General features: G+C 43.7%; 20 protein-coding genes and 1 pseudogene. 9 read left to right on the top strand and 12 right to left on the bottom strand.

Translation table 11 applies throughout. From position 1 onward, the window contains the following. Positions 1 to 187 precede the first annotated feature (187 nt). Positions 188 to 268 (bottom strand): annotated as a pseudogene (locus tag GGD38_RS29150) (tetratricopeptide repeat protein); the annotation flags it as partial. Between the two features lie 537 nt (positions 269 to 805). On the opposite strand from GGD38_RS29150, the gene GGD38_RS29145 reads away from it, so the two are divergent. Beyond that, positions 806 to 1,555 carry a hypothetical protein gene (locus tag GGD38_RS29145; RefSeq protein WP_375302730.1) on the top strand — a complete coding sequence of 250 codons (750 nt, stop codon included), beginning with the start codon at positions 806 to 808 and terminating at the stop codon, positions 1,553 to 1,555. A gap of 13 nt (positions 1,556 to 1,568) precedes the next feature. Here the strand turns inward: GGD38_RS29145 and GGD38_RS29140 are convergent, their stop codons facing one another. Continuing rightward, positions 1,569 to 2,063, bottom strand: a complete 495-nt coding sequence (locus tag GGD38_RS29140; protein ID WP_375302731.1) for a YdeI/OmpD-associated family protein — start codon at positions 2,061 to 2,063, stop codon at positions 1,569 to 1,571. Between the two features lie 164 nt (positions 2,064 to 2,227). Between GGD38_RS29140 and GGD38_RS29135 the strand changes: the two genes are divergently transcribed. Beyond that, positions 2,228 to 4,600, top strand: coding sequence for an ABC transporter permease (locus tag GGD38_RS29135; RefSeq protein ID WP_375302732.1), 2,373 nt, complete (start codon positions 2,228 to 2,230; stop codon positions 4,598 to 4,600). 85 nt (positions 4,601 to 4,685) lie between these two features. On the opposite strand, the gene GGD38_RS29130 is transcribed toward GGD38_RS29135, so the two are convergent. Beyond that, positions 4,686 to 5,255, bottom strand: a complete 570-nt coding sequence (locus GGD38_RS29130) for a hypothetical protein (RefSeq protein WP_375302733.1) — start codon at positions 5,253 to 5,255, stop codon at positions 4,686 to 4,688. Between the two features lie 580 nt (positions 5,256 to 5,835). On the opposite strand from GGD38_RS29130, the gene GGD38_RS29125 reads away from it, so the two are divergent. Beyond that, positions 5,836 to 6,156 carry a LytR/AlgR family response regulator transcription factor gene (locus GGD38_RS29125; RefSeq protein WP_375302734.1) on the top strand — a complete coding sequence of 107 codons (321 nt, stop codon included), beginning with the start codon at positions 5,836 to 5,838 and terminating at the stop codon, positions 6,154 to 6,156. A gap of 5 nt (positions 6,157 to 6,161) precedes the next feature. On the opposite strand, the gene GGD38_RS29120 is transcribed toward GGD38_RS29125, so the two are convergent. The 3 genes from GGD38_RS29120 to GGD38_RS29110 all read right to left on the bottom strand — a co-directional run bounded on the left by GGD38_RS29120 (position 6,162) and on the right by GGD38_RS29110 (position 8,742). Beyond that, positions 6,162 to 7,073, bottom strand: coding sequence for a cation diffusion facilitator family transporter (locus GGD38_RS29120; protein WP_375302735.1), 912 nt, complete (start codon positions 7,071 to 7,073; stop codon positions 6,162 to 6,164). Between the two features lie 13 nt (positions 7,074 to 7,086). Beyond that, complete coding sequence (locus GGD38_RS29115) at positions 7,087 to 7,806, bottom strand: siderophore-interacting protein (RefSeq protein WP_375302736.1); 720 nt, start codon at positions 7,804 to 7,806, stop codon at positions 7,087 to 7,089. 78 nt (positions 7,807 to 7,884) lie between these two features. Continuing rightward, positions 7,885 to 8,742: a helix-turn-helix transcriptional regulator gene (locus GGD38_RS29110; RefSeq protein WP_375302737.1), complete on the bottom strand. Its 858-nt coding sequence runs from the start codon at positions 8,740 to 8,742 to the stop codon at positions 7,885 to 7,887. Positions 8,743 to 8,819: 77 nt separating this feature from the next. On the opposite strand from GGD38_RS29110, the gene GGD38_RS29105 reads away from it, so the two are divergent. The 3 genes from GGD38_RS29105 to GGD38_RS29095 all read left to right on the top strand — a co-directional run bounded on the left by GGD38_RS29105 (position 8,820) and on the right by GGD38_RS29095 (position 15,469). After that, positions 8,820 to 9,194: a DUF2784 domain-containing protein gene (locus GGD38_RS29105; RefSeq protein ID WP_375302738.1), complete on the top strand. Its 375-nt coding sequence runs from the start codon at positions 8,820 to 8,822 to the stop codon at positions 9,192 to 9,194. A gap of 132 nt (positions 9,195 to 9,326) precedes the next feature. After that, the gene (locus tag GGD38_RS29100) at positions 9,327 to 12,143 is read left to right on the top strand and encodes a sugar-binding domain-containing protein (RefSeq protein ID WP_375302739.1); all 2,817 of its coding nucleotides are present in this window, start codon (positions 9,327 to 9,329) and stop codon (positions 12,141 to 12,143) included. Between the two features lie 11 nt (positions 12,144 to 12,154). Continuing rightward, positions 12,155 to 15,469 carry a DUF5107 domain-containing protein gene (locus GGD38_RS29095; RefSeq protein ID WP_375302740.1) on the top strand — a complete coding sequence of 1,105 codons (3,315 nt, stop codon included), beginning with the start codon at positions 12,155 to 12,157 and terminating at the stop codon, positions 15,467 to 15,469. Positions 15,470 to 15,603: 134 nt separating this feature from the next. Here GGD38_RS29095 and bglX read toward each other — a convergent pair whose 3' ends face one another. Further along, on the bottom strand, positions 15,604 to 17,841 hold the full coding sequence (gene bglX, locus GGD38_RS29090) for a beta-glucosidase BglX (RefSeq protein WP_375302741.1): 2,238 nt from the start codon (positions 17,839 to 17,841) through the stop codon (positions 15,604 to 15,606). A gap of 188 nt (positions 17,842 to 18,029) precedes the next feature. Between bglX and GGD38_RS29085 the strand changes: the two genes are divergently transcribed. Then, a complete protein-coding gene (locus tag GGD38_RS29085) occupies positions 18,030 to 18,944 on the top strand; it encodes a YihY/virulence factor BrkB family protein (protein ID WP_375303919.1) in 915 nt (304 codons plus the stop codon). Positions 18,945 to 19,048: 104 nt separating this feature from the next. Further along, entirely contained in the window at positions 19,049 to 19,576 is a 528-nt protein-coding gene (locus GGD38_RS29080; protein WP_375302743.1) for a ferritin-like domain-containing protein, read from the top strand. 63 nt (positions 19,577 to 19,639) lie between these two features. On the opposite strand, the gene GGD38_RS29075 is transcribed toward GGD38_RS29080, so the two are convergent. Together GGD38_RS29075 and GGD38_RS29070 are read right to left on the bottom strand one after the other, a co-directional pair. Further along, positions 19,640 to 21,268: a polysaccharide lyase family 1 protein gene (locus tag GGD38_RS29075; protein WP_375302744.1), complete on the bottom strand. Its 1,629-nt coding sequence runs from the start codon at positions 21,266 to 21,268 to the stop codon at positions 19,640 to 19,642. Between the two features lie 151 nt (positions 21,269 to 21,419). Further along, positions 21,420 to 21,728 carry a hypothetical protein gene (locus GGD38_RS29070; RefSeq protein WP_375302745.1) on the bottom strand — a complete coding sequence of 103 codons (309 nt, stop codon included), beginning with the start codon at positions 21,726 to 21,728 and terminating at the stop codon, positions 21,420 to 21,422. Between the two features lie 163 nt (positions 21,729 to 21,891). Here GGD38_RS29070 and GGD38_RS29065 point away from each other — a divergent pair, with 163 nt between their 5' ends. Next, the gene (locus tag GGD38_RS29065) at positions 21,892 to 23,055 is read left to right on the top strand and encodes a redoxin domain-containing protein (protein ID WP_375302746.1); all 1,164 of its coding nucleotides are present in this window, start codon (positions 21,892 to 21,894) and stop codon (positions 23,053 to 23,055) included. Positions 23,056 to 23,131: 76 nt separating this feature from the next. Here the strand turns inward: GGD38_RS29065 and GGD38_RS29060 are convergent, their stop codons facing one another. The 3 genes from GGD38_RS29060 to GGD38_RS29050 form a co-directional block, all read right to left on the bottom strand. After that, complete coding sequence (locus GGD38_RS29060; protein WP_375302747.1) at positions 23,132 to 23,422, bottom strand: chaperone modulator CbpM; 291 nt, start codon at positions 23,420 to 23,422, stop codon at positions 23,132 to 23,134. Between the two features lie 10 nt (positions 23,423 to 23,432). After that, entirely contained in the window at positions 23,433 to 24,329 is an 897-nt protein-coding gene (locus GGD38_RS29055; protein ID WP_375302748.1) for a DnaJ C-terminal domain-containing protein, read from the bottom strand. Between the two features lie 108 nt (positions 24,330 to 24,437). Next, on the bottom strand, positions 24,438 to 25,988 hold the full coding sequence (locus GGD38_RS29050; RefSeq protein WP_375302749.1) for a RagB/SusD family nutrient uptake outer membrane protein: 1,551 nt from the start codon (positions 25,986 to 25,988) through the stop codon (positions 24,438 to 24,440). Positions 25,989 to 26,013 lie beyond the last annotated feature (25 nt).

Below are 26,013 nucleotides of genomic sequence, written 5' to 3'. Positions count from 1 at the left end.
CGCTGTCAATATGGTGTTGCATCAGGTGGCATTCACCTAACCGCAAACGTATGACGGGGCTGGTTGGAAATCCGAGAAATGCCTGCCGGTAATAGATCTTTGCAGAATCAGGCTCACCACGCGCCACATACAGATCGCCCAAACAACAATGCAATTCACGAAAAGGATAGGAGCCTTTGGTTGGCCCCAATGCCAGTACTTTTTGATAATAATCCATGGCGGTTTCATAATCGCCAATATTCTTATACAACTTTCCCACCTGCACCATCGAGAGCAACTCATTTTGCCGGTCAAATCCTTTGTTGAGGGCAAGCGCTTCCTGAACGGCTTTAAATGCATGTACATAGTCGCCTATATCGTCGTAAATGTTGCTTAGAATTCGCCAGAGGCCGATCTTATCGCCAGTATCGTTACCACTTAAATAGGTTAGCGCCAGCTTCATGGTATCGGCTGCCCGTTGAAAGTTACCGGCATACCAGGTGGCCTGCCCAGCTCCGCTAAGCGCCATGGCAATGAGATAATTATTTCCGATGGACCTTGCCAGCAATACAGCCTCGTGATATTGCTGCATAGCGTCGATGGCTTTAAACTGCCCCAGAAAACTGCGGCCGTTATTAATAAGGTTACGGCAGTCAAGCTCCCGGGCCTGTGGCCATACGCTGAAACCCGCAAAACACAAAAGAATAACCCCAATTCCTTTCTTAACCATGATGTATAAGGTACTAAAATAACATTCTATGCTGAATTTATGTCATTTCATTCCTGTTTCGCCTACATCAAACGCCACCCATTGTAGTTTTGAACAATGAAAAAGTTAACGTCTATTGTATTTTCCGGTATTATCCTAAGCGGGTTGCTGTTGGGTGCATGTAAAAAAAGCAAAGAAGAAGGTACGGCTCCGGCAGTTCCCGGCAACCTGGAAATACGGTTAGATACAGGTTACATGCCCGTTAATAAAATTGACTCGGCCATAGTAGAATGGGAGATCAATGGCGTTTCAAAAACAATAAAACTACAGCTCAGTGGTGATACCTTACGCGCACCGTTAAAGGAATTCAGTGAAGGTAACGGCCAGCTCACCATACAATTATATACAAAAGTTAAAGTAAGCAATACTGATCTGCAATGGGAGAAACGCTGGCAGTTTCAGTTGCAGCACAATGAACCGGTATTATTAAAGGGCCCCATAAACTACGAAGATGCGAACTGGTTACCACGCGTTATTTTAACAGAATCCTTTACAAAGTTCGTAGCCATTCTTGCCGTACGGCCCCAAGACCCATACTTCTGTTTGAAGAACCTGCCGGCAAAATATCCTTATATAGAATTTGAACGCGGATATTACAAAATACCCGGCGGAATTGAATATGCGGGCTATGGTTACTATAAATGTAATGGCACTTGTGGAACTGAACTGGAAGACCGTAGCTTCTTTGCCAATATGGGTAATATGGTTGGTATTAAACCATGGACCTCACTTTGGATGGGCGTTGGGCTTTTTAGTAAAACTGAGATCAACAGTTACAGCGTTTCGTTTAACTGGGTGAAGAAATAAATTAGCTAACGGGTTAACGAGAATTTACCGGTTTATCTCTTCCTATAAATCGTTCTTTACCTAATAAAAAATTGATCGCCCTGGTAATGTTCTTATCAAGCGCCTCAGGTGTTTTAAGATTAGCTAAATAGCGAACGATCTCCAATTGCAGCGAAGGTATTAAGCTGTCGAAAACGGCTTTGGCCTTTTTATTCGCTTTTAGCGCTTTCAGGAATTTCTCCGGCGCCTGTATAGTTCTGGGCTCAGGATCATGCTCAACAGTTACATGTATAATTTTCCCAATATGCTTTGGTGAATCTTTAAGCATGATGGTGTTTATATAAAGCCGCCATTCGCCTTTATATTTTACCAGCGTTTGCTTATAAGGTTTGTCATTTACGGTTCCACAAATAGGTATGGGGCCTTTTTCTTTTTCTGCCTGTTTGAAGATCTTCTGTAAGATCTTTTCAGGAACCGACACAAAAGGGTTGATGCCTATGATCTGTATTGCTGCTTTAAATTTATTCATCGGTCATCAAAAATATGTTCTCCAGCGGACATTAAACGTATCAAAACCGAACAATTACCTGAAAACTTTATTTAACAACCGGTTGGTTCTCACTTGAATTTATCAATGGCACTTTATTGGCATGCTTAGGCAGCAGCCTGTATTATTAACCTGCAACATTGTTTATGTTCACCAACTACTTTAAAACCGCATGGCGTAACCTGATCAAAAATAAAGCGTATAGCATCTTAAATATAATGGGTTTGGCGATAGGCATGGCGGTTGCCCTGTTGATAGGTTTATGGTCATACAATGAATATAGCTACGACCGTTTTCTGCCAAACTATGAGCAATTGTATCAGGTTAAAAAGAACTTTAATAACAACGGACAGATCCTTACTTTCAATTCCGCTTCATTAAAACTGGCCGATGTTTTACGCAGCCAGTTCCCCGAAATTGAATATGTGGCCGAAAGCGACTGGATGGTACCACACGGATTACGGGTTGCAGATAAAAAGTTTTACCTGGCAGGCGCACAGATCAATAGTGATTTCCTGAAAATGTTTCAGTATCCCTTATTGGAAGGTAATGCAAACACCGTTTTATCAGACCCCTACTCTATTGTACTTACACAATCCACAGCCAAAACATTATTCGGCGATGCACATCCTATAGGCCAAACCGTTCGGTTCGATAACCAGCATGAACTAAAAGTAACTGGTATTTTAAAAGACCTGCCTGCCAATTCATCGCTTTCATTCAACTACCTGGTGCCCTTCAGTTATTATGAGCAAAACGACGCCATGGTGAAATTCAATAGGGCTGCAGGTTTTGAACAAAACTCTTACCAGGTATTTATTCGTTTGAAACAAGGCGCTTCTTATGCCAGTTTAGCAAACAAAATAAAAGACATTGAGAAGATCGACAGGAAGAATATAAATTTCATGAATACAGATGTGATACTTCATGCGTTGAAGGACTGGCATTTGTATAGTGAATTCAGGAACGGACAACCGGTTACCGGTTTTATTGAGTACGTACGAATGTTCAGCGCCATCGGTTTGCTGGTTTTACTAATAGCCTGTATCAACTTCATAAATTTAACTACTGCACGGTCACGCAAAAGACAACGCGAAGTAGGCGTACGTAAGGTAATGGGTTCACAACGTAAAAACCTTGTGCTGCAATTTTTAACAGAATCGTTCTTACTCACTTTTATTTCTTTTATATTATCGTTGGCGCTGGTACAATTGGCTTTGCCCGCGTTCAATACCCTTACAGGAAGAACAATACAAATACCTTTTACAAGCGGTAAATTCTGGCTGGCAACTATGATCTGCATGTTGATCACTGCGCTTATAGCAGGCAGCCGGCCGGCATTTTACCTCTCGTCTTTTCAACCGGTAAAAGTATTGAAGGGTTCCATGCAATGGGGCCATGCGGTTACCCTGCCCCGAAAAATACTGGTAGTACTGCAATTCAGTTGTTCAGTAGCATTGATCATTAGCACCGTCATTATATACCGGCAAATACAATATGCGAAAAGCCGCCCATCGGGTTTCGAGCTGAGCCGGCTGATGTTTAACTACTCCTCAGATGACCTTAGTCGTAATTATACCGCACTAAAAAACGAACTATTACAACAAGGTGTTATTGAAAACATGACCCATTCAACCAGCCCGGCTACAAATGTGTACTGGCATTCCGATGTTGAGCAATGGCCAGGTAAACAACCTAATGAAACGGTGCGTATGGGTGTGGTAGTGACGGGCGAAGATTATTTCAAAACAATGGGCATGTCGTTACTGATGGGTAGAGATTTTAATGGAAGCGCCGATACCACCAGTGTTGTTTTTAATGAAGCGGCCGTTAAACAAATGCGACTTAAAGAACCATTGAACCAGGTGATCAACTTTCAGGGTAAGAATTTGCGAATAGCAGGGGTATATAAAGATGCGTTAATGGTATCGCCTTTTGCGCCTGCTGAGCCTACCATTTTTTTAAGAAGACCGGGTCAGCACAGTGCTATCATATATCGTTTATCGCCTACTATTAATCCAACCGATGCATTGGCGAAACTTACTGCCGCATTTAATAAATACAACCCGGCTTATCCTTATAATTTTGAGTTTGCCGATGCCAGTTACGCTCAAAAGTTCAACCTGGAAATTCTTATCGGAAAACTGGCCGGTTTGTTTGCCGGTCTCGCTATTTTCACCTCCTGCCTGGGCTTATTTGGCCTTGCGGCTTATATGGCAGATCAACGCACACGCGAAATAGGTATTCGAAAAATACTGGGCGCATCCTTATTGCAACTGTGGGTGATACTGACCAGGGATTTTATTATACTTGTACTCATCAGTTGCCTCATTGCTTCGCCCCTGGCCTTGTATTTCTTACAGAACTGGCTGCAGCAATATGCATGGCGCGTAACCATTGGGCTCAATGTGTTCCTGATTGCAGCCGGTGCAGCAATTGCCATCACTTTATTGACGGTGAGTTTACAGGCAATAAAAGCGGCGGTGGCTAACCCGGTAAAGAGTTTGCGGAGTGAATGATAATTAATGGCTTTAGATAACCTGCTCATAAAAATTCATTTGAAAAAGGGGATCACGCCACGTGGCGTGATCCCTGGTAATTGCATTACAATGTTACTTCCAACATTCCTTCATTACGGGGAACATCGGTTGCAATAGCTACTATTTTACTACCGGCCAGTGGATTGTTTACCTGCGTGGCTGTGTAAATAAAATCGAGCGTATTTTCGTCCATTTCAGCATTACCTGATTCCAGTAATGTACCATTGGCAGCATATATTTCTACCAGTACACTTACTACGCGAAAATCATCTATTGCACGAACAACGATCTTATCGCCGGCTGCGCCTTTATATCTTCGTGTAGTGATACTTTTAACAACGGGCGGAGACATACAGTCTTCCAGTGCTCTACTAAACACGTTCTGCCTTGGTCTCAATCCAGTGCCATAAGCTTCTGCCAGGCCCTGATCTGGATTATTAATAACTGCCCGTGCAAACCTTGAAGCCAGCAGGAATTTTTCCTGTGTTTCGGCTTGTTTTTCCGTTGGTTTGCCTTTGCGCTTACCGGGCGCTTTTGCTACTACTGTTTTACCCTCCCACTCGCGAAAAACGAGTTCTTTACCGAGGGTTCCTTTGAGTTTGCGTGTTACTACGCTATTGTCTGAATGTGCCATAAGACTAAAAATTAAAAGTGTAAAAATTTGTTTCTGTCCTCAATCGCTGCCGCGGAGAGGGTTCACAGGTTCGCTCTTCCTGTTAGCCCTGAGCGAAACTCCTTTGGCCTTGATTGATGGATCAAATGTAGAACAGAATTCAGCCTGTTTTTTCAGAAATGTGACGGGGTTTGCCACTGGGCGTGACGAGCTTCGAAAACCGGTGTGACGAACTGCATTTTCTCCCCGGAAATGCATTTTCAGATGTGACGAACTTGGGAAATGGGTGTGACGAACCTATAGAAACGGTGTGATGAACCGCATATTTAGTCAATTGCAACCTCGAAAACACCTCGATGCTATCCTGTTTCTCATTGTATGCAACCTTGTAACATCCTCGGGTTGTCCTCGAAACTCCTCTTTGGGTCCTCGGATTCCGGGGTAGCAACAAGGAACCCAGCCGAAGGAAGTACACTGGCATATGGGTATCATTGTGGTTAAAGAAAATACCAGAAGTAAATGCGTCACCCAAACACAAACAATGGATTAATTGCGAACTTATTTTTAAATTGTCATCCTATAACCTCAAAGCGCATTCGTTATGTTTTATCCATTCTTCGTTTGGCAAAATAAAAAATTGAAAAATGTTGATCCTGAAGATGTAATGTGCCTGGCTACAGAAGGGAACTATACCAGGATCGTTCTTTCTGACAAAACTTTTTTCATGGTGCGATCGAGCTTATCTACAGCGTTAAAAAAACTTCCGCCGAAAATGTTTATTCAAACACATCGGTCTTATGCAGTTTCAATTTTTTTCATTGATGATATTGCCCGCGACCATTTCGTAGTGGCCGGAGAAGCCGTTCCTATTGGGAAACAGTATTACAATAAAGTGATAAACCAATTGAATATTATTGATTAAAACACTCAACACCCCACCAACCCACATTTATCCATCGTAGTTTCCAGTTGAATTGTAGGGTGCTGAATATGATGTTTTTTCAGCACGTTTATCATTGCAGAAAAGATGTTATCCTTTTGTCTTTCTTCTGAAGCCTGCACCACTGCGTGTAAAGTAGCAACGTTAAAATTTCCATCGAGGCTCCATACATGCAGATCGTGAATGTTTTTTACACCTTCAATATGACTCAATTCATTCGAAAGCTTTTCAACATCTACATTCTCTGGTATCGATTGCAATAATACACTTGCTGTACTCATAAGATTTCTTATGGCGTTGTACCCTATAAATACCGCAATGGCTATCGCCAATACACCATCTATCCAATACCAGCCGGTATAATAAATAATGGCAGCACCAATTAAAACAGCCACCCAGCCCAACACATCTTCCAATAAATGCAGCATTACCGCCCTGCTATTATGGCTGTGAACATGACCATGATCGTGATGATGATCGTGCTCATCCTTTTGCATGCGCCAAAAGGCTAATCCATTAATAGCAATACCCAACACGGCTATCCATAACATGCCGCTGCTGTTTACGGGTTCAGGGTGATAGAAAGATCTCACAGCCGCTATACACATCAAAACAGCGCCTACCAAAATAAAAACCGACATACCCAGTGCCGCCAGTAATGAAAAACGTTTGTAGCCATAGGTGAATTTTGGAGTGCGCTTTTTTGCAGACACTCTCTCCAGCCACACAGCCGCGCCAATGGTCATGGCATCCATAAAATCGTGAAATGCATCGGCAATAATGGCTGTTGAATTGGTGAAAATACCACCGGCAACTTCAATGATTGAAAACACCAGGTTAAGCCAGAAAGCTACCGACAGCCCTTTTGTATTTGAGTGGTGATGATGATGATGTGACATAAAAATAACTTTATTATAAACCTGTTTTACCTGCGGCCCAATATGCCTGGGCAATTATACTACCACTTACCCCGTATTGCTTTATTGCCCGCCTTACTGTTTGCACCGATGTTGCATTACCGCTTACAATAAACGTGGCCTCTTTATAACCAGGCATTTGAAACATTGGCAATTGGTTCACAAGCTCAACATTGGCTAACGTTTTATTCTTACTGAAAACGCTATAATTATCTAACCCCAAAATAGCTGGAATGTTCTTATTTTCTGCATCTAATTCAAAGTAAAAATGCAACAACGCTTTATTTTTCTTTGCCCTTTCATTTAATGCACAGGCCATTGCCAGTGTTGTTTCATCGCCAAAGAAGAAATACTGCTTTACATCTTCACTATATACTTTCTTTCCGCGCGGCATTATAAGTTTAAGCTCATCGCCGATTGATAAATTGTTCATATACCGGCTGCCGGGGCCATCGCCATGCAAATGAACAATTAATTCAACGATCCCATTTTCCACATCATCAAACGAAGGGGTATAATTCCTGTATTCCGTATCGCTTATTCTTACGCCTGTGGCATAACCAGCATGGCAATGCCAGTCGTTCAGCTCACCCTGCAAACGTATTCTTTTTATAAAAGGATTTAAATATTCCGTTTCTGTAACCTTTACCCGCGGCATTTTTGAGCCTAATAAGGTCTCAACTGTATCATTGAACCATTTTGGCGCTTTTGGCATATTTTGCGTTTTAGTATCTACTGCAAAATAAAACCACAGCGCTTCCCCGGGCAATCACATACCAAAGTAGCTATTGGACTAATCGAGGTTTTTGTTTCGGAAAGTAAGGGCCGTCATACCTGCCACTTTTGTAAACTGGCGCGAAAAATAGGGATAATCTTCAAAGCCTAATTCAGCGGCTATTTCCTTAACCGATTTATTGGAATGATATAACATTCGCTTTGCTTCTAATATAACCCGTTGTTGAATATGGTGAGAAACCGGCAACCCGGTTACCGTTTTTACGCATTCATTTAAATAAGCGGCCGATATATTCAACAGGTTGGCATACTCTGAAGGCCGTTTGTATTTAATAAAAAGAGCTTCCAACGCATGTCTGAAATCGCGGGTAACAATCTCGAAACGCGTAAGCCCTGCTACCGGTTCAGCGTGCTCAATATATTTTGAAACAATCAGCCCTATCAATGTATTACAACTGTCTTTAAGTATTGTGGAATATAACCTGTCGTCTTTTCTTTCAAAAACATCAATACATAATGATGCCGCCTGTGCAAGTATTGAAAACTCAGCAGGCTTTAACAACAATGGATCGGCCGGGGCTATTTCTTCCAACAGTTTCAGATACCGGGGATCGAGATTTTCATTGTTTACAGCCACAAGGTATAAATTGCCCTTCCCCACCCTTGTCATCAGGTGCACCTGGCTGGGATGGATATATACTATAGCAGTATTTTTTAACTGGTATTTCTTAAAGTCAATTTCAATTTGCGACCTCCCTTCCTCCTGTAAAATAAAGAGGTGAAAATCGTGACGGTGCGAGTGAGCCGGGTCGGCAAAACTGTGCGCGTCGCCTACAGATTCTTTACCAATCAAGATACCCTTATCAAACATTTCGGGGAGAGTGATTACAGGAATGGGTGGTGATTTTTTAGCCATTACCTGCAATGTAGATATTTCCGGGTGTTTTTGACAAAATCGTTACCTTACTATATTGCCTGTTATAATCTTCCATCATGTGGTATCAGCTGCTGAATATCTTCTTCTTCGTATTTCATACACTGCTCACGCTTTTTAACATCACCGGCTGGATGTTCCGCATCACAAGAAAATGGAACCTGATAACCTTACTGTTAACCGCCTTTTCCTGGTTTGTGCTGGGCATTTGGTATGGCTGGGGTTATTGCCTTTGCACCGACTGGCACTGGCAGGTAAGGGAACAACTCGGGTACCATGATCAGCAAAATTCTTACATTCATTTTTTGTTATTAAAACTCACCGGTATAAACTTCAACGAGAACCTGGTAGAAACTGTTACCCTTATTGTTTTTATGATAAGTCTTGCACTGAGCATATGGCTTAACATCAGGGACAGAAAAAAACCGGTCTAATAATATAATCCATCTTTTTCATAAATATTTCTATTGGCCTACGGGCATAATAATAGCAGATTTGCTGAAGAACGCTGAACAACTGAATAACTCAATAACTGAATAACTGAATAACTGAATAACTGAAACCCGATGCTTAAGTCATTTCATTATCTTCTTTCGATTGTCTTGCTAGCCTGCACTGTTACCATAAAGGCTCAAACAATCGATCTTTCCGGCCAATGGCGGTTTCAAATTGATTCGCTCGACAAAGGAGTAGAACAACAATGGTTTAACCGGAAGCTAACCGATGCCATTAAACTGCCCGGCTCCATGACCACCAATGGGAAAGGCAATGATGTTGACATCAATACACCCTGGGTGGGCAATATTTGGGATACCTCCTGGTTTGTAAAACCCGAGTATGCCGAATACCGCCGCAAGGGAAATATTAAAATTCCCTTCTGGCTTCAACCCATAAAATATTACAAAGGCGCCGCCTGGTACCAGAAAACAGTGAATATTCCTGCAGCCTGGAATAATAAACAACTGGAACTGTTTATTGAGCGCAGCCATTGGGAAACTACCCTTTGGATAGATGGTAATGAGATAGGTATGCAGAACAGCCTGGGCACACCGCATGTTTTCAACCTTACCCATGCATTAACACCCGGCAGCCATCAGATCACCATTCGTATAGACAACCGGGTTAAAACCTTTGATGTGGGCCAGAACTCGCACAGCATTTCTGACCACACACAAAGCAACTGGAACGGCATGGTGGGCAAACTGGCGCTTACCGCCCGCTCGCCACTATATGTTCAGGATGTACAATTGTACCCCGATATAAAAGCGAAAGAAGTGCTGGCAAAGATCACCATAGGAAATAGTACCGGAAAACCGGCAAAGGCTTCGCTTCAATTATCGGCAGGTGAAAAATTAAAGCCGCTCTCGCAGCAAATGGAAGTGAATGGCGACAATGCCACTGTTGAGCTGCACTACCCCATGGGCGCTGATCCATTGTTGTGGGACGAATTCAACCCCAACCTGTATACTATGAAGGTACAGTTGCAACAAGGTATTGATAAAGATGAAAAGCAGGTGCAATTTGGTATGCGCGCCTTTGAAACACAAGGCACCCAGTTCACCATCAATGGCCGCCTCTTATTTTTACGCGGCACGTTGGAATGCGCCATATTTCCTAAAACAGGTTATCCACCCACTGATATAGATTCGTGGTTACGTATTTTCAAAATTGCCCGCTCATATGGCCTGAACCATTTGCGTTTTCACTCGTGGACGCCACCTGCTGCCGCTTTTGACGCAGCCGACCGCCTCGGCTTCTACCTGCATATTGAATGTTCATCATGGGCCAACCAGGGCTCGCCCATCGGCGATGGTAAACCGCTCGATAAATACATTTATGAAGAAAGCGAACGCGTAGTAAAAGCCTATGGCAACCATCCCTCGTTTTGTATGATGGCCTATGGCAATGAACCTAGCGGCGACAATCACGTTAAATACCTCACCGATTTTGTTGCCTACTGGAAAAACAAAGACCCACGCAGATTATATACTACCGGCGCCGGCTGGCCGGTAATTGACAAACAGGATTACAACAGCACCCCCGATCCGCGCATTCAACGCTGGGGCGAAGGTGTTAAAAGTATAATAAACGGCCAGGCCCCAAAAGCTGATTATAACTGGTCGGGCATCATTTCAAAATGGCAACACCCAACTGTTAGTCATGAAATTGGCCAATGGTGTGTGTACCCCGACTTTAAAGAAATTGCAAAATACACCGGCGTATTAAAAGCAAAGAACTTTGAGATCTTCCGTGACAGGCTCAATAGCCACGGCATGGGTAAGCTGGCCGACAGCTTTCTACTTGCTTCCGGTAAATTACAGGTATTATGCTATAAAGCCGATATTGAAGCCGCTTTGCGCACACCCGGGTTTGGCGGTTTTCAACTATTAGACCTGCACGATTTTCCCGGCCAGGGCACTGCACTGGTGGGTGTACTGAGCCCTTTTTGGGAAGATAAGGGATATGTTACCGGTAAAGCGTATAGCCGTTTCTGTAACGCCATTGTACCCCTGGCAAAACTGCCCAAAATGATCTACCTGAATAATGAAGAGTTAACGGTACCTGTTGAAGTGGCGCAGTTTGGTGCAGCAGCACTTAATAATGTAACGCCGGTTTGGGATATCAAAAATGAAAGCGGTAAGGTGTTGTTTAAAGGACAATTACCAGCCACCAATATACCTGTTGGCAATGCTATTTCTTTAGGCACTATCAATCAGTCGTTGAAAACAGTACAACGGCCCGAAAGGCTTACGCTAAGCATTTCTATTGGGGAGAACCAAAATACCTGGGACATATTTGTTTACCCGGCATCACTGCCCGAAACCAGCCAGGAGATACTGGTAACCCAAACGCTGGATGCAAAAGCGCTGGAAATACTCAACAATGGCGGTAAAGTATTACTCACCCTGAAAAAAGGATCGCTGAAAGCTGATAAAGGCGGCGATATTGCCGTTGGCTTCAGCAGTATATTCTGGAATACCGCCTGGACACATAATCAACCTCCTCATACGCTGGGCATCTTATGTAATCCTGCGCACCCGGCCCTTGCGGCCTTTCCTACCCAATACCATAGCAACTGGCAATGGTGGGATGCCATGAGCCATTCCAATGCCATACGTTTAGATTCGCTGGCAAAAGGGCTGCAACCCATTGTACGCGTAATAGACGATTGGGTTACTGCCCGTCCGCTTGGCTTAATAACCGAGTGTAAAGTTGGAAAAGGCAAACTGATACTCTCAGGCATTGACCTGCTAACAGATTTGGACAAACGCCCCGAAGCAAAACAATTATTATTCAGTCTGAAACAGTACATGAGCGGCGCCGCATTCAACCCCGCAACGCCAATAACTTTTGAAAAACTACAATCTGTATTGAAAAATTAATTCTAACGAAAATGAGCCTATCGATGATAAATGTATGGGAAGAAAAAGTGACCATACCTACCTATGAAGCCGGTACACCTGATAAAAACCCTATGTTCTTTGAAAAACGGGTATACCAGGGAAGCAGTGGCGTAGTGTACCCCAACCCGGTTATAGAAAAGATCTATGATGAAAAGAAAGATGCGGAATACCAGGCCCTGTTCCTGGAAAATAAATACCTGAAAATTATGATACTGCCGCAACTGGGCGGCCGGGTGCAAATGGCTTATGACAAAATAAAACAACGCCATTTTATTTATTACAACCAGGTAATTAAACCCGCATTGGTTGGCTTATGCGGACCCTGGATCTCGGGTGGTATAGAATTTAACTGGCCACAACACCACCGGCCCAGTACGTTTGAGCCGGTTGATTATACCATTGAAGAAAATGAAGACGGCAGCAAAACAGTTTGGGTAAACGAAGTGGAGCGCATGTTCCGCACTAAGGGAATGGCCGGTTTTACTTTACACCCCGATAAAGCATACCTGGAAATAAAAGTAAAACTCTATAACCGTACGCCCCTGCCGCAAACATTTTTATGGTGGGCTAACCCGGCCGTAAAGGTGAACGATCATTACCAATCGGTGTTTCCGCCAGATGTTAATGCCGTATTCGATCATGGCAAAAGAGATGTATCAACTTTCCCTATTGCAACCGGCACATATTACAAAGTAGATTACTCACCCGGCACCGATATTTCGCGCTATAAGAATATTCCCGTTCCTACCTCCTACATGGCCGTTAACAGTGAATATGATTTTGTAGGCGGTTACGAGCACGACACACAGGCGGGTGTATTACATGTAGCCAATCACCATGTATCGCCCGGTAAAAAACAATGGACCTGGGGACATAGCGATTTTGGCCAGGCCTGGGACCGCAACCTTACCGATGAAGATGGCCCATACATTGAACTAATGACCGGTGTGTTCACCGACAACCAACCCGATTTTAGCTGGTTGATGCCTTTCGAGGAAAAATCGTTCACCCAATACTTTATGCCCTACCGTGAGTTGGGTGTGGTTAAGAACGCCACCAGGGATGTGCTGATGAATGTAGAAAAATTGAATGATGAATTGCAGGTGAAAGTGTTTGCCACTTCGGCGCAACTACTAAAGATAAGGATAACAACAACAGACCAGGAATTATTGAATGAAGTTATATTGGTTAGTCCGGAAACTATATATACAAAAAACATTGCAGTTTCAGCAAACATAACCACTGACAATATTCTGCTGGTGCTTTCCGATAAAGGCGGTAAAGAAGTTTTGCGGTATAAAAACAATATTGATAAAAAAAGCGAGATCCCCCAGCCAGCCAAAGCAGCACTGGAACCAAAAGATGTAGAGAACAATGAACAGTTGTATTTAACGGGGTTACACCTGGAACAATACCGCCATGCAACATACAGCCCCGTTCCTTATTATGAGGAGGCGTTACGCAGAGACCCTAAAGACATACGTAATAACAATGCGCTTGGTTTATGGCTGTTTCGACGGGGACAGTTTGCCAAAAGCGAACCTTACTTTAGAAAAGCGGCAGAAACACTTATAAGCCGCAACCCCAATCCTTACAACGGTGAACCATATTACAATCAGGGATTGTGTTTAAAAATGCAGGGCCAGATTAAAGAAGCCTATACTGCTTTTTATAAAGCCACCTGGAACAGCGCATGGCAAGACAGTGGCTTTTTCTCCCTGGCGCAAATTGATGTTACGCTGGGTAACTATGAACCGGCGCTCGAACATATACAACACTCGCTCGACCGCAATGCCCGTAACAGCAAGGCCATTGCATTAAAAGTGCTTATACAAAGAAAGCTTGGTTTACATAAAACGGCTTTAAAAACATGCGCCGCGGCATTGGAGCAGGACCTGTTCAATCTTTCGGTGCTTTTTGAACAAAATAAATTGCTTGCAGCAACCGGCGACAATAACGGCGCAAAACGTTCGCTCGATCAATTGATAAAGATCGCCCGGGGCGACAATCATAATTATTTGGAATATGCCCTTGACTATATGGCTGCCGGCGTTTTTGAAGACGCTATAGAACTGCTTCAACTGGCAGTTTCCACAAGCAAAGGATCACCATCGCCTCTTGTATGGTATTATCTTGGCTGGGCACACAAGCAATTGGGCCAAACAGAACAAGCCCTGTCATTCTTTATAAAGGGCGCAGCAGCCGATGCACATGGTTGCTTTCCCAACCGGCTTGAAGATATTGCCGTGTTACAAATGGCTGCTACGTTTAATGAGGCCGATGCAAAAGCGCCTTATTATCTGGGCAACTTATGGTACGACAAACGGCAGTACGACGAAGCCATTCAATGCTGGGAAATGGCAGTACAACGCGACGCTTCTTTCGCTACCCCCTTCCGTAACCTGGGCATTGCTTATTTCAACAAACGGAACGATGGTACTAAAGCTTTAAGTTATTATGAAAAGGCATTTGAACTTGATAAAACTGATGCGCGGGTATTGATGGAGCTCGACCAATTGTACAAACGCCTGAATAAAGAGCCCAAGGCGCGGCTGGCATTTTTAGAAGCACATAGCACCGTTGTTGAACAGCGTGATGATCTTTATTTGGAAAGGGCCGCGTTGTATAATTTCATTGGTGAACACGAACATGCTTATGAACTGATCATGCAACGACAGTTTCATCCCTGGGAAGGTGGTGAAGGTAAAGTATCGGGCCAATATATTTATAGCCTGATAGCCATAGCCGGTAAACACATAAAAGCAAAACAATATGAAAAGGCCATAAACTGTTTGGAACAGGCACAGGTATACCCCAATAATTTGGGCGAAGGAAAATTGCATGGCGCCCAGGAGAATGATATCTTTTACTGGCTGGCTATTGCATATAAAGGACTGGATAATAAAGAAAAAGCCAACACCTGCTTACAAAAGGCAACACAAGGTTTGGCCGAACCAACCGCCGCCATGTTTTATAACGATCAGCAACCAGATAAGATCTTCTACCAGGGACTTGCCTGGAATGCATTAGGTGAGAAAGAAAAAGCCAGCCTCATCTTTTCAAAACTGGTTGATTACGGTAAAGCCCATTTGCACGACGAGGTAAAGATCGATTACTTCGCTGTATCACTCCCCGACCTGCTGATCTTCGAAGACGATTTGAATGTGCGTAATCAAACGCATTGTTATTATATGATGGGACTCGGTTATCTGGGACTTAATTCGAAAGAAGCCAATGATTGTTTCAATAAGGCTTTGCAGAATGACTCTATGCATTTTGGTGCTAAGACGCACTTAGACCTGTAAGGTCCATCACTTGAGCTTGACTAATTATTAGGTTGAAATTGGACCTGACAGGTCGTTTCCATAAATCCGACCTGTCAGGTCCGCTTATACCTTCCGTCTACGCAAGATCAAATGGCGGACCTTACAGGTCTTGGCTACTTCAATTCAAACTTATTCTTCAACCTGATATCATTCGAAGCACTACCTATCATCAAATTAAATCTTCCTGGTTCTGCACCCCATTTTAATTGTGCGTTATAGAACGATAGCTTCTCCTTATTGATCACAAAACGAACGGTTTTGCTTTCGCCGGGCAGCAACAACAACTTGGTAAAATCTTTTAACTCTTTTACGGGGCGTACCACTGAAGCTACTTCATCGCGCAGATACAACTGTACTACTTCTTCACCTGCATACTTACCGCTGTTGGTTAATTTGAACGTAACTATAATAGAGTCGTTGCTGCCGATAGTTGTTTTGCTCAATTGCAGATCGCTATAATCAAATGTAGTATAGCTAAGGCCATAACCAAATGCAAACTTCGGACTCTTTTGCAGATCGATATAACCTGAACGATAGTTCGAAGGTTTATCATCGTCCGGAGCCGGGCGACCTGTGTTCAGATAATTATAATAAATGGGAATTTGTCCTTCTGTTCTTGGAAAGGTCATTGGTAATTTTCCCGAAGGATTGTAATCGCCAAACAATACATCGGCAATGGCATTACCAGCCTCGCTACCCAGCCACCAGGTATATGCAATGGCCGGTACATTATCGGCCGTCCAGTTAAATACCAGAGGCCGGCCGGCATTTACCAGTACCACCAATGGTTTACCGGTTGCATGTAAGGCCTGTATCAATTCTTCCTGTACACCGGGCAAATGAATATTGGCCCGGCTTTTAGCTTCGCCACTCATTTCGCGGCGCTCGCCTACACTTACAATTACCACATCGGCACTTTGTGCAGCAGCAATGGCTTCGGCAAAACCGGCGTGGCTTGTATCACTTACTTCGCAACCTTTTGCATATACCAGCCTGGTATTGTTGCTAACTTTATTTTGCAGTCCTTCCCATTGAGAAACCACATCGCTGTTATCGGGCCAGCCTACGCTCCAAAAGCCAAGCATATCATCTTCGGATTTTACAAGGGGGCCAACAACAGCGATCGTTTTTGTCGTTTTTGACAATGGCAACAGACTATTGTTGTTCTTCAGCAACACAATGCTCTTTTTAGCCATATCTTTTGCAATAGCGCGGTGTTGTGCATTGCCAACCATTTCGGTTTCGCGTTGCGTATTGCTGAAACGGAACGGATCATCGAACAACCCAAGCTCGAATTTCTTACGCAATATTCTTTTAACAGCATCGTCGATCAGCGCCACCGGCACCTTGCCTTCTTTAACCAGTTTAGCCAGGTTGGCCGTATAACTGCGGCTCTCCATATCCATATCGCTGCCAGCGGTTATGGCGCTCAATGCGGCTTCATATTTATCCTTAACGAAACCATGGTTTACCATTTCACCAATGGAACCCCAATCGCTCACTACAAAACCAGTGTATTTCCATTTGCCTTTTAAGATATCGCGTTGCAGGTAAGCATTACCAGTTGCGGGCACACCATTCATGTCGTTGAATGAATTCATAAAGGTAGCAGCACCGGCTTCGGCAGCAGCTTTGAAGGGCGGCAGGTACCATTCCCACAAAGTGCGCTCACTCATATCAACTGAGTTATAATCGCGGCCACCCACAGCTGCACCATAAGCGGCAAAGTGTTTTGCACAGGCCATTACCGCATCGGTGTTACCTAAACCTTTACCCTGAAAACCTTTTACCCTGGCTTTTGCCACCAGGCTGCCGAGATAAGTATCTTCACCGGCGCCTTCCATAACGCGGCCCCAGCGTGGATCGCGCGAAAGATCAACCATGGGAGCAAACGTCCAGTGAATGCCGGCAGCAGCCGCTTCAATAGCCGCCACACGCGACCCCTGCTCTATTGCCTGCAGGTCCCAACTGGCCACTTCGGCTAATGGAATGGGGAAAGTTACTTTGTAACCATGAATAACATCCTGACCAAAGAGCATTGGTATTTTTAATCTCGATTGCAAAGCAAGCTCCTGCGTACGGCGGGTACGGTCGGCGCCTCGTACATTGAGCATGGAACCAACCTTGCCGGCTTTTATTTCCAGTAACAGGCTGCTTTTGTCGCTTTCGGGACCAGTTACTTCTTCTTTACTCGAGTACTGATTTAACTGACCGATCTTTTCATCGAGCGTCATTAGTTTCAGTACGGAATCAACCCGTTGGTCGATGGTTTTCTTTTGTGCAAATACATCGTGTGTGCCGGCGGTTATGCAGGCAGTAAAACAAAGGGCAATGAAAGAACGCTTCGTCATAGGTAGCATTATCTGTTTGGTGTTTTTTGTTAAAACTAGCCACATCGGGCAATGGACCCAAAGAACCCGCCACTACAATACCACTACAAGTACGATGAATTTCGACATAGTACCCTAATTGTGCAGTTTAATCATCTGGCACATAATTTCCTGATTAATGTTGTATAACTTAAATTTAGGTACCCAACATGGAGAACCGCCAATCGATATGGAACCTGAAAATATTAGGAAAGCTTTTAAAGGATTCTTTCAGCCGCCTGCAACAAAATGATCCCTTACGTTTGGCCGGCGCCACTGCATTTTTTACCAGCTTTGCCCTGCCACCGATCATTATTCTTCTTTTTCAATTGTTCCGGCTTTTTTTCGATAGAAAACTGATAGGCGCCCAACTGAGGAAAGTGCTTTCCGGTACACTTGGCCAGGAAGGTGCCGAACAACTGCGAAGCACTGCCCGCGGGTTTCGCAACCTCGCGCAAAATTGGTATATGGACATCCTCGGACTGTTGTTCCTGGTCTTTATAGCCACTACCCTTTTCAAAGTCATCAGAAATTCATTACACGACATTTGGGATATCGGCCTTAGAAAAACAGGCCTCCTGTACGATCTTAAAGTACGGGGCCAATCGCTGGCTATTATTTTAACTACCGGCATATTGTTCGTTGCTGCCAGCATTATTGATGTAACCCGTGTTGTTGCCGAAGAATATATAGGTAGAATTTGGCAAACAGGAAGCGTGTTCATAACAACAGTCTTTAATGAAATTGGCAGCATACTGGTTACCACCATTTGGTTTATTATACTGTTCAGGTACCTGGCCAATGCACGGCCTTCGTGGCGGGTGGCAAAAGCTGGTGGTATACTTACCGGTGTATTATTTTATATTGGAAGAACTATTCTTTCATCGGTAATGAGCCATAGCAATGCCGGAATTATTTACGGCGCTGGCACTGCCATTGTACTGATCTTATTGTTTGTGTTCTACTCCTCCTTCATTCTTTACTTCGGGGCATGTTTTATAAAAGAATATTCCTTGTTCATTAACGATCCTATTGTACTCTCAAGAAAGGCGTACCACTTCCATCTTCAAAAAACGGCCAATTGACTGTGATGGCATTGATGGTTTCACAACAATTTCGTGGAATGGATTTTATATAAATAGAATAAGACACTAACGGTTGCCTTTTTATTCATTAAAAACAAAAACATATGGAATCGAATGCTCAAATGGATTACAGTTCCGTACTGGAACAGTTCTTCATCAACTGCCTGCAGGAACTTTACTGGTCAGAAATAAATCTCGTACAGGTGCTCGACACCATGAACAGCGCGGCTTCGGCTGAAGGCCTGAAAGAAGTTTTTGTTGTTCACAAAGAAGAAACGGAAAAGCATGTTAAACGGCTTGAGGAGGTATTTAAACTGCTATCGCTGCCACCGGAAGGAAGGCGCTGCGTTGGTCTGCAAGGACTTTTTGACGAGGGCTGGAAAGTGATCGATGAAACAGAAGCAAATTCTGCATCACGCGACGTGGCGCTTGTTATAGCTGCCCAAAAAGTAGAGCACTATGAAATTGCCACCTATGGCAGCCTGATCACCCTGGCAAAAACAATGGGAGCAAAAGATATTGCGAAAATACTGACGCCAACGCTGGAAGAAGAAAAAGAAGCCGATAAAACCTTAAGCGCCATTGCCGAAGGCGGTTTAAATAAAGAAGCTACACAGGAAGAAACGGTGTAAAAGAAAAAGGCCTGAAAGCTGCGTTATTTAAAACGCACCTTTCAGGTCTCTTTAAAAATGTTATTACATCTTCACCTTCACCACACTATTGATATATTCTTCAATATTTGTATATCCATCGCCATCGCGATCTTTTACAGCATCAGATGCATCGTTGGGGTTTAACTTATGCGCTGTTTCCCAGCTATCGGGCATACCGTCATTGTCTTTGTCTTTATAAGGCGTGCCTTTATATTCAGGATAACCACCCACCTGGCTGGGGTGTGTAATGATACCCATTTTATATGAATCTACGGGCAGGCGGCGTTTTATGAACTGATTGCCGATATTGGTTTTACCACCTTCAGTATAATAGATCTTATTTTCCTTAACCTGTTTTACAATACGCGCATCTACCGCATCGCGTTTTGGTAAAGTAGCGCCGGCATTATCCAAAACATAAGCATATGCTTCTTTAGCGGTCATAATGGTTACTTTTGGCATAGGGAAGGGTTTGTCAACCTTTATTTGCGAAGTGAACGCACCTGCATCTTTGCCATCACGTACCTGTACACCACCGGCCCAGTTGTCGTTGGTAACAGTTTCGTTGCCTTCAACGATATTACCATTCACATAGGCTTTACCAAACTGATCGGTATTCGATTTATCGCGACCAGACTCTGGCTTTAAAATACGATGACCAATGGGCTGATCTTTTGGTGTAATAGGACCGGGTTTAAAATAGTTATTGATAAAGTTGAACAATGATCTGTGATCACCACCATCGGCACTGCGGTTCCACCAGTTGTAAACCACGTTGTTTACGAAGTTGAAATCGCCATCCATACCAATTGATGGGCTGCGGCTTATATTGCTCGACCACAGGTTACGCATAAACGCACTGTTATGTCCGCCAATGGTGCTGCCGAAAGCGTGGTTATAGGTATCGAGCCCTTCAGAGAAAATACAGTTCGACATGGTGATGTTCACGGTAGGTAATTTTTCTGGTTTTGAACCATCGCCTTTATCGTATACGTGACGGTACATGCTCATATTCTCATCGAGACCCCAGCTGGCCGATACATGATCGAAGATGATATTGCCAACGCCGTTACCACCCAGGGCATCGTCGCGACGGGTTACTTCGGTTTCACCGCGACGAAAACGCATAAAGCGAACCACAACATCGTGTGTATCTATCCACACAGATTCACCTGCAATACAAACGCCATCGCCAGGCGCCGTTTGTCCGGCAATGGTAATATATGGAGCGCGAATGATCACCGGACTTTTCAGGTGAATAATACCGGCCACATTAAACACAATAATGCGGGCCCCACCCTGTTCGCAAGCTTCGCGAAATGAACCGGGGCCATCGTCGTTTAGGTTGGTTACAACAAACACCCTGCCGCCTCTGCCACCAAAGGTAAAAGCACCTCCACCTTCGGCACCTGGGTATGCAGGTATTTTCGCCTGGGGCAGATCTTCCGGTTTTGAAGCCCAGGGAATAAAGGGCTTGCCCTTTTTTGCATCAGCTTCAATAATGGGTAATGCCTTAGCCCATGCTTCATCAGACTTTTTCTTTACTTCATGCATTACTTTATTGGCCGAATCTTCGAGCGCCGGGGGAATAGTTGGATATTGGGCACGTGCAATCGAACCAAAACTAATACAGGTGAATGCCAAAACAGCAACCCGCAGGTTTGTTTTCATTTCTATGATTTTTGTGTTTAAACGCTGGGAATGGTTGTCTTCTGTAACCGTGAACAGGCTAAGGTTAAATGTCTTATTTACGGTTATATTTTGTACAGTCGAGAATAGTTTAAAAACGGTTGCATGGCCCAATAATCATCCCTTAAAGTAATTAAAATATAGCATAGGATGCCGCTACCACTTCAAGCAACTCGAAATTTTCAGGTGCTTCGAGCCCACTGGCATTCCTTTGCTGTTGAAATGACTTAAAGGAGGGTAATGCCAAAAATTGTTGTTGGGCCTCATCATTATCAAATGCACCAATATGTATAAAGGTCTTTTTATCGGCCGCTAAATAGCTTATATAGCGGATGGCCGGGTTGTTCAATGCCTCTATATCCTTTACAAACTTCCTAACATTTTCCTGATTGGTTGCAAGAAATTCAGCGCTAACGGTGTAAGTTACTTTTACAATTTTCATGTTTTAATGCTTTTGTAATTTAAAAACCAATCAGGCAACAAAAACGTGACAGGAATTTCTAAAATATTTTTTACCTGCGCGTTGCATTTTTAGTCCATTAACCTAATAGGCTGGTTTGCCGTAGATTTATTATCTTTAGAATGCTAAATCAGAAACCATGAAGATGACATATTTAAAAATCTTACATCTTATCCTTCTTGCAGGCCTTATTCCAAACGCCAACGCCCAGAACGAAAAAAAGAAAGAAAATCTGACGCTTACCGTAGATATTTCGAACCTGAACGCCCCCGATGGTAAGCTATTCTTCACGTACTACAACACCACTACCAAGTTCAGGTTTACCGATAGCGCCCTCATAGATGATAAAAAAGTTATTGCTTTCAGGACCGCCATTGACGAGCCTATTCTGGCACAACTTCGGTTAGTGCCTAACGACAACAAACAGCGTTCTAATTATCAACGTGATAGTTACAGCCTGTATATAGAACCGGGGAAGCTTACGGCCATAGTGAAGGATTCGGTAAGCAACACCCAGTTATTGGGCTCTGCTACACACAAAGACTACCTGGCATTGAAAGCCAAAGCGGATGCATACGACAGCCAGTTTGAAAAGCTGTATGAGCAGGTAAGAAATGCAAGGAAGCAAAAGGACAAGGAAACAGAAAAGACTTTATTTAAACAAATTGAAGCGCTTGACGACCAGGTAAAGGAAAAAGTGTATAAGGAGTTTGTGGTTAAAAACGGCAAAACCTCACCCGTGGCCGTATATGCGCTGAGTCAATATTCAGGCTATTCAATAGATCCTAAAAAAGTTAAGCCCGTTTATGATCTTTTAGGACCAGCCATTAAAAAACTGCCAACCGCCGTTGCCTTTGGTAAGCGAATTGAAACAGCCAAACAATTACAAATAGGCCAGCCGGCTTTTGCCTTTACGCAAAACGACACGCTCGACAGGCCGGTTAGCCTTGCTTCATTTAAAGGAAAATATGTGCTTATCGATTTCTGGGCCAGTTGGTGCGGTCCCTGCCGGGCAGAGAACCCCAATGTAGTAGCCGCCTATTCTAAATTCAGGGATAAAGACTTTACGGTGCTTGGCGTTTCGCTCGACCGGCCAGGACAAAAAGAAAAATGGCTAAAAGCCATTCATGACGATCAGTTACAATGGACGCATGTATCTGATCTTAAATTCTGGGATAATGAAGTTGCCAAATTATATGATGTAAAAGCCATTCCGCAAAACTTCCTTATAGACAGGGAAGGTAAAATTGTTGCCAAGAACATTCGCGGTGAAGAATTACATACTACCTTGCAGGAACTTATCAAATAACAGATCCTTTGTTTATTAACCCATCTCTATACTTCGCGAGCCGTCTCACTCAATGGGACGGCTCTTTTATTTTACATCACTCATACAAACCCATCTTTTTCTTCAGCTCATACATTTCGTGTTGTAAAGCTTCCACCCGCTCGAGCAAATGAACAATGGTCTCTATACCTTCCAGGTTTATATCAAGATCGTAATGAAGCCGCACCATTTTTTCAAGTGAAGGAAGCTGGGTATCCTGTATTGACAGTTGTTCATTAACCGTTTCAATGGTAATAAGACCCTGCTGCGCCAGTGACTCTATAAAAGTAATTTCTATTTGATGGGCGGTGCAAAATTCGCTTACGGCAATCAAATGTCCGGTACTCATGGCAAGTGATTTATTTCATTTCGGATAGTTGTTTAAATAATTCCTTTTGTTTTTCGGTAAGGTTGGTAGGCAACTTAACATTCATGGTTACATACAGATCGCCAAACTTCCCTTCTTCCTTATATACAGCAAATCCTTTTTCTTTCAGGCGCACCTTTGTACCGTTTTGTGTTTCGGGTTTTACTTTCAACTTCACCTTACCGCTGAGGGTATCAACCGTAACCTCACCACCAAGAAGCGCTGTATACAGATCGATATCCTGCGTATGATACAGATCATTACCAACACGTTTAAAGCCTGTATTATTAATGATTGAAAAGGTAATGTACAGGTCACCGGCCGGGCCGCCGTTAACCCCTTCGCCCCCATGGCCTTTTAAACGTATTTTTTGACCATCCTCAATACCGGCAGGTATGGTTATGCGAATGCTTTTACCATTAATGGCAAGCGTTTGTTTATGCGTTGTATAGGCATCGGTGAGGTTTATTTTCAATTCCGATTCATAATCCTGCCCACGGAATTTAGCCGACCGCCCGCCACGGCTTCGGCCCTGTCCGCCAAACAGCGATTCAAAGAATTCAGAGAAATCACCGCCGCCAAAATCTTCTGATGAAAAATGCTGTCCGCCCCCGCCAAACGGTTGCTGTTGCTGCGATCTTCTTGCCTGTTCAAACTGGTCGGCATGCGCCCAGTCTTTGCCATACTGATCGTACTTCTTTCGTTTTTCAGGATCGCTCAACACTTCATTGGCCTCATTTATTTGTTGAAACTTTTTGCTGGCTGCCGGGTCATTGGGATTCACATCGGGATGATGTTTACGGGCCAGCTTACGATATGCTTTCTTTATATCTTCCTGGGAAGCATTTTTATCAAGCCCCAGTATACTGTAATAGTCCACGAACTCCATAATTCTCTCCTATTATTTGAGTATCGTAAATTTACTGAAATACCCATAAACAAAAAAGACCGTCCCGGCTAAGCCGGGCACGGTCAAACCTCCGAGACTAACTATTTTCTACCAATTTCCATTTTGCACCAGCACTCCGTTGGAGGAAGTGATATATGTTGCCGGAATGGGGAAACGGCTGAATTTAGCGTAGCTAAAGCCAGTTCGGCCATACACATTTTTCAACAGGTTTTCGGTATATCCGGTACCATTGCTGCCATCGGCTGCTGCTACTTTATTATACCTCACCAAATCGAACCAACGATTGAATTCCAATGCCAGTTCAATTCGCCGTTCCTGCCAAATGGCTAAACGTAACTGCGATTTGCTGCTATAAGTAATTTGGGGAAGAATGCCTGCGCCGCCGTTCATGCCTGCTGTCACGGTGGCGGCAAAGCTCATATTACCCCGGGCGCGGTAACGGATCTGTTCAAGATATTTAAGCGCATCGGCAGTATTGCCCACTTCGTTGCTGGCTTCAGCATCTATCAAAACAATATCGGCATAACGCAGGAACATTGGGTTCACATTCTGAAATGAAAAGTTCGATTGGTTCCAGTACGAATAAGGCCAGATAACCTTTTTGTTCGCATAGTTGGTGCCGGCCGGGAACGAAACCGGTTTGTTATTATTATAGCCAATAATTGAGTCGGTCTTTGTAAAAATTGTTGCTGCCAAACGGGGATCTCCACTTTCATAGCTATTTACCAGGTTAGCAGATGGATATATTACCCCATTGGCAAATGCCGGTAAACCCTGGTATTGCAAATAAGGATTATACCAACGGCCCGACCAGATAGAACTGTTAAAAATGTACCCGCCAGGCATCATATTTTCGGAGCTGTATAACTGATCGGGACTAAATAAATTCCGATAGTTGGGGTATAGACTGTATTCACCACCGTTAATTACCGAATCGGCATAAAGCTTGGCATTCACATAATCCTGTTCATACAAATAAACTTTTGCCAATAAACCCTGTGCAGTGCCCTTGGTAATACGTCCTAAATTACTGGTGCCCCACTGCTGCCGCGTAGGCAGGTAAGCGCTTGCAAATTTCAGGTCGGCAATAACAAGCTTTATAATATCGGCATGCGGGCTTTTGGCAATATTATATTCTGCAGCGGAAGGATCATGGTCGCGTAACGGTGCATCGCCAAATACATTCGTTAAGTCGAAATGATAGTAGGCACGAAAATATTTCGCCTGCGCCTCATATAACAGCGCAGAAGCCGGCGCCGACTTTGCCACAGCTGTTACGTTGTCGATCACCACGTTACTGTAATGAATGTTCTGGTAAGTTCTGTCCCAATATTGCTGAACATAACCATTGTCTGCCAGGTAGCTGTAGTTCTGAAAGAAATTCATGTTAGCATCGGAGCCGGGAATGAAATCATCGGCACAAAGTTCATGCGTACTCCACTGCTGACGGCCCAGGGTATATTCACGCCAGGCCAGTGAACCATATAGCCTGTTAACGGCCATGCCCAGGGTTGTGGTATCAGAGGTAATGGTGGCCGTTGAAAGCACTGCCTGCGGCGCTTTGTCGAGGAAGCTTTTGCTGCACGATACTATTCCCCAAATGGCCAGTAATATATTTATATAAGCTAATCGTTTCATTGCTCGCACATTAAAATTTGTAATA

This window comes from Niastella sp. OAS944 (assembly GCA_024809215.1).
In the GTDB taxonomy this organism is placed as follows: Bacteria; Bacteroidota; Bacteroidia; order Chitinophagales; family Chitinophagaceae; genus Niastella.
This window is presented reverse-complemented; position numbering and strand designations above follow the sequence as displayed.